General features: G+C 71.3%; 13 protein-coding genes. 3 read left to right on the top strand and 10 right to left on the bottom strand.

Annotated elements, in window-relative coordinates:
• The first annotated feature begins 122 nt into the window (after positions 1-122).
• On the top strand, positions 123-2,330 hold the full coding sequence (locus OOK34_RS25770) for a WD40 repeat domain-containing protein (RefSeq protein ID WP_267036232.1): 2,208 nt from the start codon (positions 123-125) through the stop codon (positions 2,328-2,330).
• Between the two features lie 53 nt (positions 2,331-2,383).
• Here the strand turns inward: OOK34_RS25770 and OOK34_RS25765 are convergent, their stop codons facing one another.
• The 5 genes from OOK34_RS25765 to OOK34_RS25745 form a co-directional block, all read right to left on the bottom strand.
• The gene (locus OOK34_RS25765) at positions 2,384-3,682 is read right to left on the bottom strand and encodes an aldolase/citrate lyase family protein (RefSeq protein WP_267036231.1); all 1,299 of its coding nucleotides are present in this window, start codon (positions 3,680-3,682) and stop codon (positions 2,384-2,386) included.
• Positions 3,683-3,866: 184 nt separating this feature from the next.
• On the bottom strand, positions 3,867-4,841 hold the full coding sequence (locus OOK34_RS25760) for an electron transfer flavoprotein subunit alpha/FixB family protein (protein ID WP_267036230.1): 975 nt from the start codon (positions 4,839-4,841) through the stop codon (positions 3,867-3,869).
• A 59-nt stretch (positions 4,842-4,900) separates the two neighbouring features.
• Positions 4,901-5,686 (bottom strand): electron transfer flavoprotein subunit beta/FixA family protein, encoded by a 786-nt coding sequence (locus OOK34_RS25755; RefSeq protein ID WP_267036229.1) that lies wholly within the window; start codon positions 5,684-5,686, stop codon positions 4,901-4,903.
• Between the two features lie 203 nt (positions 5,687-5,889).
• Positions 5,890-6,444 (bottom strand): flavin reductase family protein, encoded by a 555-nt coding sequence (locus OOK34_RS25750; RefSeq protein WP_267036228.1) that lies wholly within the window; start codon positions 6,442-6,444, stop codon positions 5,890-5,892.
• Positions 6,445-6,685: 241 nt separating this feature from the next.
• A complete protein-coding gene (locus OOK34_RS25745; RefSeq protein ID WP_267036227.1) occupies positions 6,686-7,012 on the bottom strand; it encodes a thioredoxin family protein in 327 nt (108 codons plus the stop codon).
• A gap of 237 nt (positions 7,013-7,249) precedes the next feature.
• Between OOK34_RS25745 and OOK34_RS25740 the strand changes: the two genes are divergently transcribed.
• Both OOK34_RS25740 and OOK34_RS25735 read left to right on the top strand, forming a co-directional pair.
• Complete coding sequence (locus tag OOK34_RS25740) at positions 7,250-7,978, top strand: 1-acyl-sn-glycerol-3-phosphate acyltransferase (RefSeq protein ID WP_267036226.1); 729 nt, start codon at positions 7,250-7,252, stop codon at positions 7,976-7,978.
• A gap of 42 nt (positions 7,979-8,020) precedes the next feature.
• Complete coding sequence (locus tag OOK34_RS25735; RefSeq protein WP_267036225.1) at positions 8,021-8,419, top strand: hypothetical protein; 399 nt, start codon at positions 8,021-8,023, stop codon at positions 8,417-8,419.
• On the opposite strand, the gene OOK34_RS25730 is transcribed toward OOK34_RS25735, so the two are convergent.
• The 5 genes from OOK34_RS25730 to OOK34_RS25710 all read right to left on the bottom strand — a co-directional run bounded on the left by OOK34_RS25730 (position 8,355) and on the right by OOK34_RS25710 (position 13,693).
• Complete coding sequence (locus OOK34_RS25730) at positions 8,355-8,954, bottom strand: transglutaminase family protein (RefSeq protein WP_267036224.1); 600 nt, start codon at positions 8,952-8,954, stop codon at positions 8,355-8,357. The genes OOK34_RS25735 and OOK34_RS25730 overlap by 65 nt on opposite strands.
• Positions 8,955-9,040: 86 nt before the next feature.
• The gene (locus OOK34_RS25725; RefSeq protein ID WP_267036223.1) at positions 9,041-10,102 is read right to left on the bottom strand and encodes a low specificity L-threonine aldolase; all 1,062 of its coding nucleotides are present in this window, start codon (positions 10,100-10,102) and stop codon (positions 9,041-9,043) included.
• On the bottom strand, positions 10,099-10,860 hold the full coding sequence (locus OOK34_RS25720) for an SDR family oxidoreductase (protein WP_267036222.1): 762 nt from the start codon (positions 10,858-10,860) through the stop codon (positions 10,099-10,101). Before OOK34_RS25720 ends, OOK34_RS25725 begins: the two co-directional genes overlap by 4 nt.
• 26 nt (positions 10,861-10,886) lie before the next feature.
• Entirely contained in the window at positions 10,887-12,293 is a 1,407-nt protein-coding gene (locus tag OOK34_RS25715) for a DUF6421 family protein (RefSeq protein WP_267036221.1), read from the bottom strand.
• A 254-nt stretch (positions 12,294-12,547) separates the two neighbouring features.
• Complete coding sequence (locus tag OOK34_RS25710) at positions 12,548-13,693, bottom strand: LLM class flavin-dependent oxidoreductase (RefSeq protein WP_267036220.1); 1,146 nt, start codon at positions 13,691-13,693, stop codon at positions 12,548-12,550.
• Positions 13,694-13,737: the final 44 nt, after the last annotated feature.

Genomic DNA, 13,737 nt, shown 5'->3' with positions numbered 1-13,737 from the left:
CCCCGGGCGGCATCCGCCGAACGAACCCGGACCACCGCCGAACGCCCCCGGACACGGGCCCTGTTCTGCACTGTTCGGGATCGTCCGGCGCAGCCGTCCGTACGGCCCTAACCTGTGCGGTGATGGACAGCGTGCCCGCATTCAGGGAAGAACTCGAAGCCTTCGCGGCGGACTTGCGGCAGTTGCGGATCGAGCGCGGCAGGCGTTCGTACCGTGACCTGGCCGCCCGCGCGGCGAGACCGCAGACCGGGATCCGGCTCCCGGTGTCCACCCAGAGCGACGCGTTCCGCGGCAAGCGGCTGGTGGGCCTCGACCGGCTGATGGCGCTGGTGCGGATCCTCCACGCCTACGACGAGTCCGGCCTGGAGCGGCCCGTCCCGCCGCACAACGCACCGGAGCTGGAACCCTGGCGGCGCCGCTGGCGCAGGCTGGCGGCGCTGGAACCCGGTGGGGCGGTCCGCGCGGCCCCGGCGCCCTCGCCTCCCGCGCCTCCCACCGAGGAGCCTTCGGGAGACGGGGAGTTCCGGATCGCGCACCGGCTCGTCGGCCACAGCCGCCTGATCTGGCAACTGGCCTTCTCCCCCGACGGCCGCACCGTGGCCTCGGCGGGCAACGACGGGACGGTCCGGCTGTGGGACACCTCCACCGGCCGTGCCGTGAGCATTCTCGCCGACTCCCCCGAGCCCGCTCCCGTCATCCAGGTGGCGTTCTCCCCTCTCGGAAACCGTGTCGCCACGCTGTCCGATGACGGCCTCCCACGCAACTGGAGCCCAGAGACAGGCGTGCTGTTCGGCACATCGAATCCCGGAATCCGTTTCAGCAGCCTCGGCTTCACCTCGAAGGGCCGCCTGCTCGGCACCATGCTCGAAGGGGGCGTCTGCCGGGTCCGGGATCTGGACACGGACACACCCCTGGGTCCGCCGCACGTCTCCTACAGCCGGGACGCGGACGCCCTCGTCTTCTCCTCGGACGGGCGGCTGTTGGCCGTCGCCAATGGTTTCGCCGACGTGCAGCAGTGGGACACCCGCACCGGGATGCCCGTCGGCGCGCCCCTGACCGGGCACTCCGACAACGTCCGGGCTCTGGCCTACTCGCCGGACGACCGCCTGCTGGCCACGGGAAGCCCCGACACCACCGCCCGTCTGTGGGACGCAGCCACCGGCCGACAGGTCGGACCGGTGCTCGCCGGGCACGACGATCAGGTCAATGCCGTGGCCTTCTCGCCGGACGGCCGCCTGCTGGCGACCGCGAGCGACGACAGGACCGTGCGGCTGTGGGACACCACGACGGGCAGGCAGGTCGGGAAGGCCCTCGGCGGTCACACCCTGGCCGTCAACGCCGTCGCCTTCTCCCCGGACGGCCGGACACTGGCCACCGCGAGCGACGACAAGACCGTCCTCCTGCACCAGCGACCGGCCGACGCCGCTTCCCACGCTCCGCTCGCGGGAGCCGTGGTCGCCGCCGCAGTGCGGCACCACCACGCGGTGGTGCTGCCGCCGCTGGAGGGGAACGGCCAGCCCCTAGCCCACGTCCGGTTCGCGCCCGACGGGCGCCGGATCATCGCGGTCGCCGACGCCGTCCGGCTCCTGGTATGGGATCCGGCAGCCTGGCAGCTGACCGCCCAGCTGGACGTTCCGACAGGGACGCGGGCCTGGGGTGTGGACTTCGGCGGCCAGGGCCCGGAGCCGGGCATCTGGTCCTCCCACGACCCTCTGATGGTCCGGTCCGGCCACGCCCGGCTGTCCATGGCCTCCCACGTGGCCTACTCCCCCGACGGGCGGCTCCTGGCCCTGACCACCCTCGACGGCCAGGTGACCGTCCACGACGCCCGCACGCTGGTACCGGTGGAGGGCCCCTTCAATCCTGTTCGCCCGGGTCCGCGCACGGAGGTCGTGTTCTCTCCGGACAGTCGACTGCTCGCCGTCCTCGGCAAGGAAGTGCTCCTCTGGGACACCGCGCGCCGACGGCTCGTCGGCCGTCGCACCGAGGCGGGCAAGGCGGCCTTCTCCTCGGACGCCCACATCATGGCCCTGATCGAGGACGACGGCGCAGCCGTCTCGATTTCCGACCCCTGGACCGGGGAGCCCGTCGCCGAGCCCCTGACCGGCCGTCTGCACCGGTGCGCGCACCTCGCCCTGGCGCCCGACGGACGGCTCCTGGCCACGGTGGGCTACGACGGCACCGGGCAACTGTGGGACCTGTCCACGGGGCAGCCTGTCGGGCGCACCCTCACGGGCGTCACCTCCGTGGCCTTCTCCCCCGACGGCACCCTCCTGACGTCCGCACACATCGACGGCACCCTGCGGCTGTGGCTGGTCCGCGCCCCCTGAGACGCCACGAGGCCCGCCCGGGGAACCGGGCGGGCCTCGCGGGTACGGCAGGATCAGGCGGTCGCCGTCAGGGTCGCCGAGCGGCGGGGGATGGCGAAGGCGTCCAGTTCGGCGCGGGTCAGGCCGGTGAGGGCGGTGACCTCCTCGGCGCCGACGGCGCCGCAGTCGAGGCCGCGGACCAGGTAGCCGGCCAGGGCCTTGGCGGTGGCGGGCTCGTCCATCACGTCGCCCTCGATCTTGGCCACGTACGCCTTCAGGCGCGCGGCGGCGGCCTCCAGGCCCTCGCGGTAGAAGGTGAAGACGGCCGCGTAACGGGTCGGCAGGTGCGCCGGGTGCATGTCCCAGCCCTGGTAGTAGGCGCGGGCCAGGGCGCGGCGGGTGAGGCCGTAGTGCAGCTTCCAGCCCTCGTGGACCTTCTCGGTGGTGCCGATGGGCAGCACGTTGGTCGAGCCGTCGGAGACGCGTACGCCGGTGCCGGCGGCGGCGACCTGCATGATCGCCTTCGCGTGGTCGGCGGCGGGGTGGTCGCTGGCCTGGTAGGCGGCGGAGACGCCGACGCAGGCGCTGTAGTCGAACGTGCCGTAGTGCAGGCCGGTGGCGCGGCCCTTGGCGGCCTCGATCATCCGGGCCACGGTGGCGGTGCCGTCCGAGGCGAGGATGGACTGGCTGGTCTCGATCTGGATCTCGAAGCCGATGCGGCCCGGGCGCAGGCCGCGGGTGGTCTCGAAGGCCTCCAGCAGCTTGACGAAGGCGCTGACCTGCTCGGCGTAGGTGACCTTGGGCAGGGTGAGGACGAGGCCCTCGGGCAGGCCGCCGTGCTCCAGCAGGCCGGACAGGAAGATGTCGGTGGTGCGGATGCCGCGGTCGCGGACGTTGGACTCCATGCACTTCATGCGGATGCCCATGTACGGGGCGTTCGTGCCGTTGGCGAACGCCTCCGAGACGAGGCGGGCGGCGCGGGCCGCGGCCTGGTCCTCCTCCTCGTCGGAGCGGACGCCGAAGCCGTCCTCGAAGTCCACCCGGAGGTCCTCGATGGGCTCGGAGGCGAGCTTGGCACGGACGCGCTCGTAGACGGGTACGGCCAGCTCGTCGGAGATGCCGAGTACCTTGGCGAAGGTGGCCGCGTCGGGGGCGTGCTCGTCCATGGCCGCGAGGGCCTGGTCGCCCCAGGAGCGGATGGTGTCGGCGGCGAAGACGTCACCGGGCACGTAGACGGTGTGGATGGGCTGACGGGTGCCGGGGTCGCCCGGGTAGTGACGCGCGAGTTCCGCGTCCACCGGCGCCAGGGAGGCGCTGATGCCCTCGCTGACCGCGCCTGCGAGGCTCGTCGCCACCTTCTCCTGCTGACCCATCGTGCACTCTCCTCTTTTCCGCTTCACGGAAGCTTAGATCCGCATAGCAGAATTTAGCCACGGGGTTCCGCTCAGTCAATGGTCCCTCCACCGCCTGGGACAAACGACTCGGGGCCGTGCGGTGACAATCACCACACGGCCCCGAAGACGGAGAGATACGCAGGTCAGGGACCAAGCGCGGGTTTTAGCCCTTGCGCGCCTTGATCTCGCCGGTCAGCTGCGGGACGACCTCGAAGAGGTCGCCGACCACGCCGTAGTCGACCAGGTCGAAGATCGGGGCCTCGGCGTCCTTGTTGATGGCCACGATGGTCTTCGAGGTCTGCATGCCGGCCCGGTGCTGGATCGCGCCCGAGATGCCGGAGGCGATGTACAGCTGCGGGGAGACCGACTTGCCGGTCTGGCCGACCTGGTTGGAGTGCGGGTACCAGCCGGCGTCGACGGCGGCACGCGAGGCGCCGACCGCCGCACCGAGGGAGTCCGCGAGGTCCTCGATGATGTGGAAGTTCTCCGCACCGTTGACGCCACGGCCGCCGGAGACGACGATCGCGGCCTCGGTCAGCTCCGGACGGCCGGTGGACTCGCGCGGGGTGCGGGAGACGACCTTGGTGCCGGTGGCCAGGGCGCCGAAGGTGACGGCGAGCGCCTCGACGGCGCCGGCGGCCGGGGCGGCCTCGACCGGGGCCGAGTTCGGCTTCACGGTGATGACCGGGGTGCCCTTGGAGACGCGGGACTTGGTGGTGAACGACGCGGCGAAGGCGGCCTGCGTCGCGACCGGACCCTCGTCACCGGCCTCCAGGTCGATGGCGTCGGTGATGATGCCGGAGCCGATGCGCACGGCGAGGCGCGCGGCGATCTCCTTGCCCTCGGCGGAGGACGGGACGAGCACGGCGGCCAGGGAACCTGCGGTGGACACAGACTCGTACGCGGCCTGGAGCGCGTCCACCTTCGGTACGACGAGGTAGTCGGTGAACTCGGGGGCGTCCGCGGTGAGGACCTTGACGGCACCGTGCTCGGCGAGCACGGCGGCGGTGGCCTCGGCACCGGCGCCCAGGGCGACGGCGACGGGCTCGCCGACGCGGCGGGCCAGCGTCAGCAGCTCGAGGGTGGGCTTGCGGACGGCGCCGTCCACGTGGTCGACGTAGACGAGAACTTCAGCCATGGGACTGCTCTCCTGCTATTGCGAAGTGTCTGGGGGCTTGAGAGGGGTGACCGAAGTCCTTAGATGAACTTCTGGCCGGCCAGGAACTCGGCCAGCTGCTTGCCGCCCTCGCCCTCGTCCTTGACGATCGTGCCGGCGGTGCGGGCCGGACGCTGCGCCGCGGAGTCGACCACGGTGTAGGCGCCCTCGAGGCCGACCTCCTCGGCCTCCAGGTCCAGGTCGGACAGGTCCCAGGACTCCACCGGCTTCTTCTTGGCGGCCATGATGCCCTTGAAGGACGGGTAGCGGGCCTCGCCCGACTGGTCCGTCACCGAGACGAGCGCGGGGAGGGAGGCCTCCAGCTGCTCGCTCGCGGAGTCGCCGTCGCGGCGGCCCGTGACGGTGCCGTCCTCGACCTTGACCTCGGAGAGCAGGGTGACCTGCGGGACGCCCAGGCGCTCGGCCAGGATCGCCGGGAGGACACCCATGGTGCCGTCGGTCGAGGCCATACCCGTGATGACCAGGTCGTAACCGGCCTTCTCGATCGCCTTCGCGAGGACCAGCGAGGTACCGATGACGTCGGTGCCGTGCAGGTCGTCGTCCTCGACGTGGATGGCCTTGTCGGCGCCCATCGACAGCGCCTTGCGCAGCGCGTCCTTGGCGTCCTCGGGGCCCACCGTCAGGACGGTGATCTCGGCGTCGTCCGCCTCGTCGGCAATCTGCAGCGCCTGCTCGACGGCGTACTCGTCGAGCTCCGACAGCAGACCGTCGACGTCGTCGCGGTCCACGGTCAGGTCATCGGCGAAGTGCCGGTCACCGGTGGCGTCGGGCACGTACTTCACACAGACAACGATCCTCAGGCTCACGCCGGCTCTCCTACCGCATCGTCTTTTTTCTGATACCGCCTTGTGCAGGCAGCATAGGCGCCTTGTCGGGCGGATCCCGGTCGGGGCGGCCCGCGCTCCGAAGGGAATGTTACTCGTCAGTACACAGTGGGTCTTCCCCGGTTGCAAGGCCACTGAACTGTGATCTGTCCAACGCCCCCCGAACCCGCCCCAGCAGGGACGATTCAGTCCCTCAACGCGTTGAAGCGCCCCTGGTGGTAGAGGAGGGGGCGCCCCTCCCCCGCCGGGTCCCCCGCCACCGCCTCGGCGATGACCACCCGGTGCGCACCGGCGGGCACCCTCGCCACCACCCGGCACACCAGCCACGCCAGCACCCCGCCCAGCAGCGGCACGCCCTGCGGGCCCGGGGCCCACTCGGTGTCCGGCCCGAAGCGGTCGGCGCCGCTGCGCGCGAAGAGCCCGGCCAGCTCCCGCTGGTGCTCGCCGAGTATGTGGACGCCGAGGTACTCGCTGTCCCGTACGGCGGGCCAGCTGGAGGCGCCGGTGCCGATGGTGAACGAGAGCAGTGGCGGGTCGGCGGAGACGGAGTTGAGCGAGGTCGCGGTGAAGCCGGCGGGCCTGCCCCCGCTCGCCGCGGTGATCACCGCGACGCCCGCGGCGTGCCGCCGGAAGACCGAGCGCAGCAGCTCGGGCGAACCGGGCAGGGATCCGGCCGAGCGGTCGGCGTCAAAGCTGTCGAAGGAACCGAAAGATGCGGGCGGGGCCGTCGGGGCCGTCATGGGAATGCTTCCTTCTGCCGCGGGGGTCGCGGGCGCGGTCGGGGATCGGGGGCCGGGGGCGTTCAGCGGTCCCGACAGCGCGCGCTCGCGTGGCGGACGAGGTCCACGTGGAGCCGCCCGTAAAGCAGGAGTTCATACCGCATGCCGCCAGCCTGGCGATCTCACGTGTACACAGTCAAGCCGCAGCGGGCAGATGTCAGGCGCGTCACGCTGCGTGCGGGCGCGCGTACCGGCGCGTTCGTCACACGGCGGCCCCCAGCGCGGCGATCACGTCCGCCTTGCGCGGCATCCCGGCCGCGCGCCGGACGATCCGCCCGGCGGCGTCCAGGACGAGCACGGTCGGGGTCTTCTCGATGCCGAGTGCGCGCACGAGTTCGAGGTTGCGCTCGGCGTCGATCTCGATGTGCGCGACGCCGTCCACCATTTCGGCGACTTCGGCGAGGATCCTGCGGGTGGCCCGGCAGGGCTGGCAGAAGGCGCTGGAGAACTGGACCAGGCTGGCCCGCTCCCCCGGCTCCCGTCCCAGCTCGGCGGCGCCCAGGGGCCCGTGACCACCCGCTCCCCGCACTGCTTCTCCGTGCCCGCGCACACCTGCTCCCGTCCGCCCTGTCCGTATGTACGTACCCTGGTCCGAGCACCCGTCCGACGCACGGCATTCCCCGCGTGACGAGAATCTCCCCGGGCGCGGGCGTCTGGGCTGGCCAGCTGGCCGCGTTTGGGGCACGATCCCCATGGTCGCGTACCTACGCTTCCGTAACTTCCGGCCGGGAGCACCTCCCCAGGCAGAAAGCGGGGTCTCCCCACCATGGCTGAGCTCGTCTACCCCCCAGTGATCGGTGCCGCGCACACCCTGTTCCGTGCGCTCGACATCCGGATCGACATGAAGGGCACCGAGAACATCCCGCGCAAGGGCGGGGCGGTCCTGGTGTCGAACCACATCGGCTACCTCGACTTCATCTTCGCCGGCCTGACCGCGCGGCCGCAGAAGCGCCTGGTCCGCTTCATGGCCAAGGAGTCGGTGTTCCGGCACAAGGTCTCGGGGCCGCTGATGCGCGCGATGAAGCACATCCCGGTGGACCGCACGCAGGGTGAGACCGCGTACCAGCACGCGCTGGACTCGCTGCGTTCCGGCGAGATCATCGGGGTGTTCCCGGAGGCGACGATCTCCCAGTCCTTCACCCTCAAGAGCTTCAAGTCGGGTGCGGCGCGCATGGCGCAGGAGGCCGGGGTCCCGCTGATCCCGGTGGCCCTGTGGGGCACGCAGCGGCTGTGGACCAAGGGCCGCCCGAAGAACCTCAAGCGCAGCCACATCCCGGTGACCATGCGGGTCGGCGAGCCGCTGGAGGCTCCCGCCGACCAGTACGCGGGCGCCATCACCCGCCGGGTGCGCGAGCGCGTGCAGGAGCTGCTGGACGCGGCGCAGAGCGCCTACCCGGGCAAGCCCCAGGGCTCCGAGGACTCCTGGTGGCTGCCGGCCCACCTCGGCGGCACCGCGCCGACGGCCGCGCAGGTCAAGGAGCGGGAAGCGGGCTGATCCCGCCCTGGCACATCACCCAGCGCGGAGGGGGGTTCGCCGATGGGCGGGTTCGGGCGGTATCTGGCCGCGGCGCTGGCCGCCACCTCGGTCCTGCTCGCGGCCGGACTCGGCAGCCCGGGCGCGGGCGGGGTGCTGATGACGGCCTTCGCGGTGGGTGCGCTGGCCGGGTCGCTGACGCTGGGCCGGATGACGTCCGTGGCGCCGGGGCGGCTGGCCCGCTGGGGCATGGCGGGGACGGGGGTGGCCCTCGCGGCGGCGGCGTTCGCTCCGTCGGTCGCGCTGACGGCGGCGGCGTTCGCGGTGGCCGGGGTGTGCGACGGGCCGCTGCTGACGGCCACGCTGCCGGCGCGGGGACCCGTACCGGCGGCGGGGGTCACAGAGCGGTCGGCAGCTTCCGCCACAGCTCCGTCCGGTCGGCGGACTCCTGGAGGGCCTTGAGCGCGGCGGGGTGCGGGGCGGCGTACAGCCCGGGGTGGTCGATCTCGCCGAGCTCGGGGCGGACGGGGAAGGCGAGCCGCTCGCGGTCCAGGCTGAACTGCGCGTCCACGCCGGGCTTGTTGCCGCGGGGGTCCACGCGGGCCCAGGTCTCGGATCCGGGCAGCCGGACGGCGACAAGCCCGTGGACGACGAGGTTGTCCCCGGCTTCGTCCCCGAGCAGCTGGTAGCACAGGGCGGCCGGGATGCCCTGGGCGCGCAGCAGGGCGGCGAGGGCGTGGGACTTGGCGTAGCAGATGCCGTTGCGGGTGCCCAGTACCTCGGAGGCGCGCCAGGAGACGCGCGGGTCCCCGGAGTCCGCCGAGTGCGGGATGGTGTCCCGGACGAATTCGAAGGCCGCCTTGGCGTATGAATATGCGTCGCCGGTGGCGGACCAGAGGGCGTCGGCGGTTTCCTGTACCAGGGGATGCCAGTGGTCTATTGCCTCGTCAGAGGCCAAGTATGCGTGGATGTCGGGGTTCTGTTGGATGAGCTGCATGGCCGGGAGCATAGGCATGCCTCCGACCGTAGATCAATAGATCTACGGCCGGAGGCATATCTATTCACTTCTGGGCGGAGGGCCGGCTAGCGCGCCAGCTCCTCCTTGAGGGCCTGGAGGAAGCCGTCCACGTCCTCTTCCTTGGTGTCGAAACCGCACATCCAGCGGACGTGGCCGGCGGCCTCGTCCCAGAAGTAGAAGCGGTAGCGCTGCTGGAGCCGCCGCGACACCTCGTGCGGCAGCTTCGCGAAGACGGCGTTGGCCTGCACCGGGTAGAGGATCTCCACCCCGTCGGTCTCGCGCACGCCCGCCGCGAGCCGCTGCGCCATCGCGTTGGCCTGGCGGGCGTTGCGCAGCCACAGGTCCTTCGCCAGCAGGGCCTCGAGCTGCACCGACACGAAGCGCATCTTCGAGGCGAGCTGCATCGACATCTTGCGGATGTGCTTCATCTGCCGGACCGCGTCCGGGTTCACCACGACCACGGCCTCGCCGAACATCATGCCGTTCTTGGTGCCGCCGTACGAGAGCACGTCCACCCCCACCGCGTTGGTGAAGGTACGCATCGGCACGTCGAGCGAGGCCGCGGCGTTGGCTATCCGGGCACCGTCGAGGTGCACCTTCATGCCGAGGCCGTGGGCGTGCTCGCAGATGGCCCTGATCTCGTCCGGGGTGTAGACCGTACCGAGCTCGGTGTTCTGGGTGATCGAGACGACCTGGGGCATCGCCCGGTGCTCGTCCTCGAAGCCCCAGGCCTCCTGGTCGATCAGCTCGGGAGTGAGCTTGCCGTCCGGGGTGGGCACGGCGAGCAGCTTGAGGCCCGCCATGCGCTCGGGGGCGCCGCCCTCGTCCACGTTGATGTGGGCGCTCTTGGCGCAGATCACGGCGCCCCAGCGGTCGGTCATCGCCTGGAGGGCGGTGACGTTCGCGCCGGTGCCGTTGAAGACCGGGAATGCCTCCGCGTACGGTCCGAAGTGGCTGCGGATGATCTTCTGCAGGTGTTCGGTGTACTGGTCCTCGCCGTAGGCGACCTGGTGGCCGCCGTTGGCCAGCGCGACGGCCTCCAGGATCTCCGGATGCACCCCCGCGTAGTTGTCGCTCGCGAAACCGCGCACCGCCGGGTCGTGGTGGCGGCGGGCATCGGTCTTCACGGTTGCGGAGTGAGCCACAGACGCTGTCCGTTCACATCGGAGGCGGGCCGCTCCCAGACGCCGGCGATGGCCTCGGCCAGCTCCTTGACGTCGGTGAAGCCCGCGAACTTCGCATTGGGACGCTCGGCGCGCATCGCGTCGTGCACCAGTGCCTTGATCACCAGGATCGCAGCCGCGGCGGTCGGGCCGTCCTCACCCCCCGCCTTGCGGAAGGAGTCCGCCATGGCCAGGGTCCAGGCCTCGGCGGCCGCCTTGCCCGCGTTGTACGCGGCGTTGTTGGCGACCGGCTTGTGCGCGCCCGACTGGCTGATCAGCACGTAGCGTCCGCGGTCGCTGCGCAGCAGCGCGTCGTGGAAGGCGAGCGAGGTGTGCTGGACGGTGCGGATGAGGAGCTTCTCCAGGAAGTCCCAGTCCGCGAGGTCCACGTCGGTGAAGGTCTTGCTGCCGCGCCAGCCGCCCACGAGGTGGACGACCCCGTCGACCCGGCCGAACTCCTTCTCGGTCCGGTCGGCCCAGGCCTTGGTGGCGTCCAGGTCGAGCAGGTCGACGGTGTCACCGGTGACGGTGGCGCCGCCGTGGGCGTAGCGGGCCGCGTCGACGGCCTCCGCCAGCCGTGCCGGGTCGGCGTCGGACGCCACGACCACGGCGCCCGCCTCGGCGAGGCGGAGCAGGGTGGCGCGGCCGGCGGGCCCGCCGGCCCCCGCCACCGCCACGACCGCTCCGTGCAGCTTCCCGTTGCCGTTTGCGGAGCCGTTCATCTGTGCAGCCTCCTGTGCGCGGTCGCTCACGCGGCGACCCGCTCGGCGTCGTCGGCGTTCCCGGGCGTGATGCCCTTCGTGGAGGCGATCACGCCCTTGAGCTTCTTGGCGAGGGCCTCGTAGAACATGCTGAGGGGAAACTCGTCCGGAAGCACGTCGTCCACCAGCTTGCGCGGCGGCTGCGTCAGGTCCAGGGCGTCGGGACCCTTGGCCCACTTGGAGCCCGGGTGCGGGGCGAGGTAGGTGGAGACCAGCTCGTAGGCCTTGAACCAGTGGACCAGCTTCGGGCGGTCGATGCCCGCGCGGTAGAGGTCCTCGATCTCGGCGCACAGCTGGTTGGTGACCTGCGGGGCACGCATCCAGTCGATCTTCAGCTTGTTGTCCGTCCAGCGCACGACGTCGTGCTTGTGGAGGTACGCGAAGAGCAGCTGGCCGCCGAGGCCGTCGTAGTTGCGGTTGCGGTCGCCGGAGACCGGGAAGCGGAACATCCGGTCGAAGAGGACGGCGTACTGCACGTCACGGCCGTGCTCGTTGCCCTCGGACTCCAGCTTCACGGCCTCCTTGAAGGCGGTGAGGTCGCAGCGCAGCTCCTCCAGGCCGTACATCCAGAACGGCTGGCGCTGCTTGATCATGAAGGGGTCGAAGGGCAGGTCGCCGTGGCTGTGGGTGCGGTCGTGGACCATGTCCCACAGGACGAAGGCCTTCTCGCAGCGCCCCTGGTCCTCGACCATGCGGGCGATGTCCTCGGGCAGCTCGATGCCGAGGATGTCGACGGCGGCCTCGGTGACCTTGCGGTACCGGGCGGCCTCGCGGTCGCAGAAGATGCCGCCCCAGGTGAAGCGCTCGGGGGCCTCGCGGACGGCGATGGTCTCCGGGAAGAGCACGGCGGAGTTGGTGTCGTAGCCCGGGGTGAAGTCCTCGAAGGTGATGCCGAGGAAGAGCGGGTTGTCGTACCGGGTGCGCTCGAGCTCGGCGAGCCACTCGGGCCACACCATCTTCAGGACGACGGCCTCGAAGTTGCGGTCCGGGTTGCCGTTCTGCGTGTACATGGGGAAGACCACGAGGTGCTGGAGCCCGTCGGCGCGCTCGGCAGCCGGGTGGAAGGCCAGCAGGGAGTCCAGGAAGTCCGGGACCCCGAAGCCCTCGGCGACCCACTTGCGCAGGTCGGAGACGAGCGCCGCGTGGTACGCGGTGGCGTGCGGCAGCAGGGGGGACAGGGCCTCGACGGCGCCGGTGACCCGCTCCACGGCGGACGCGACGTCGGCGCGGGCGGGGGCGCCCGCGGCCTCGAAGTCGATCGAGCCGTCCTTGGCCTGCCAGGGGCGGATCTCCTCCACGGCGGCCTTGAGCTCGGGCCACGCGGGGTGGTCGACCACCCGCGCGCCAGCGGTTATCACGGTACCGCCGGTGCCCGGCACAAGAGTTTCCGTCATGTCACTTCCTCCACGGGAGAACCTCACGTTAAGACAGCGTATGCATGCGAGGCTCTCCCGTTCAAGAGGTAACTCGGGAAATTATCCTGTGTTACCCCCCACTCCACCGGAAGTCTTCCCGTAACTCACGGTGGAATCCACCACTCCGCCTAGTAGTTGAAGAGCCCGGTGTGCCTCCGGGAGCATTCCGGAAAAGGCGGGGAATCCGGGGAAGACCGCCGGCGGACCGGCGGGGCCGGGCCCCCGCCGGCGGCTCAGGCCTCCCGCCCGGCCGCGCTGGGCTCGTCCCGGAAGTGCGGGATGACCTTCTCGCCCCACTGCCGCAGGGTCTCCAGGCAGGCCTCCTGCGGCACGGTGCCCATCTGGATCAGGCACATCACCTCGTCCGCGCCCGCCCGCCGCAGCCGCTCCACGTACGCGATGGCCTCGTCGGCGCTCCCGTAGGCGTGGTCGGCGTTGAAGGTGGCCGTGGAGGTCGGACGCACCGGGATGTCCAGCTCGTGCAGCCGGGCCACCACCTGCTCGGCGGCCCGGCGCATCTCCCCCGTCTCGTCGGCGCCGGCCACGACGGCCTCGTCCGGGACGCCCGCGCCGCCGTACCAGTGCCCGATGGACTGCGCGAAGAACCGCTGCCCCCGGATACCGATCCGGCGGGCCTCCCGCGGATCGTCGAGGACGATGGTCGGGCAGAGCACCGAGAAGTGGTCGTTGACGGCCGTGGACACGAAGCGGCTGCCGTCCCGGCCCGCGACGGCCGCGTCGTACACCGCCCGCATCCCCGCGATGGACTCCGGCCCCGCGAAGCCCATCACCAGGGCGCCGACGCCCAGTTCGGCGGCCTGCACCAGGGTCTCGCCCCGGCTGCACGCCAGGAACAGCGGCGGGTGCGGAGTCTGGGACGGGCGCGGCAGGATCGGGTGCGGGTCGATGTCCAGCAGCTCTCCGTGGTACTCCAGCTCCTCCTCCTGCCAGGCCTGCCCGATGATCCGCAGCGCCTCCTCCACCTCGGCGGTGGTGCGCTCCCGGTCCACCCCGCACAGCGAGGTCTCCTGCTCCGTGCCGCCGCGCCCGGCGCCCAGGTCCAGCCGTCCGCCGGACAGCAGGTCGAGCATCGCGGCCCGTTCGGCGACCCGGACCGGATGGTTGAAGTTGAAGGGCATGCACACGACGCCGTGGCCGATGCGTATGGTGTTCGTCCGGGCCGCGACCCAGGTCAGGAAGATCTCTGGGGCGCTCATGTGCGCGTACCACTTCAACGAGTGGTGCTCGACGGCCCAGATCCGGTCGAATCCCATGCGTTCGGCGAGGACCGCCTGCTCGACGCAGTCACGGATGACCTGGTGTTCCCGTTCCACGGTCGGATCGGCCAGCTGAGCCTCGAAGATCACGGAGAATTTCACGATGCCTCCAGGGATGCGTCCCGTGCCCGGTCTTACTTCGATTA

Source organism: Streptomyces sp. NBC_00091, from assembly GCF_026343185.1.
Taxonomy (GTDB): domain Bacteria; phylum Actinomycetota; class Actinomycetes; order Streptomycetales; family Streptomycetaceae; genus Streptomyces.
The sequence above is the reverse complement of the archived record's forward strand: the minus strand, read 5'-3'. Positions and strand labels throughout refer to the sequence as shown.

Excerpts from the sequence above, each read along its gene's own strand:
- OOK34_RS25750 (WP_267036228.1), bottom strand. The coding sequence starts at position 6,444 with ATGACGGCCCCGACGGCCCCGCCCGCATCTTTCGGTTCCTTCGACAGC.
- OOK34_RS25715 (WP_267036221.1), bottom strand. The coding sequence starts at position 12,293 with ATGACGGAAACTCTTGTGCCGGGCACCGGCGGTACCGTGATAACCGCT.
- OOK34_RS25770 (WP_267036232.1), top strand. The coding sequence starts at position 123 with ATGGACAGCGTGCCCGCATTCAGGGAAGAACTCGAAGCCTTCGCGGCG.
- OOK34_RS25740 (WP_267036226.1), top strand. The coding sequence starts at position 7,250 with ATGGCTGAGCTCGTCTACCCCCCAGTGATCGGTGCCGCGCACACCCTG.
- OOK34_RS25720 (WP_267036222.1), bottom strand. The coding sequence starts at position 10,860 with ATGAACGGCTCCGCAAACGGCAACGGGAAGCTGCACGGAGCGGTCGTG.
- OOK34_RS25735 (WP_267036225.1), top strand. The coding sequence starts at position 8,021 with ATGGGCGGGTTCGGGCGGTATCTGGCCGCGGCGCTGGCCGCCACCTCG.
- OOK34_RS25760 (WP_267036230.1), bottom strand. The coding sequence starts at position 4,841 with ATGGCTGAAGTTCTCGTCTACGTCGACCACGTGGACGGCGCCGTCCGC.
- OOK34_RS25730 (WP_267036224.1), bottom strand. The coding sequence starts at position 8,954 with ATGCAGCTCATCCAACAGAACCCCGACATCCACGCATACTTGGCCTCT.
- OOK34_RS25765 (WP_267036231.1), bottom strand. The coding sequence starts at position 3,682 with ATGGGTCAGCAGGAGAAGGTGGCGACGAGCCTCGCAGGCGCGGTCAGC.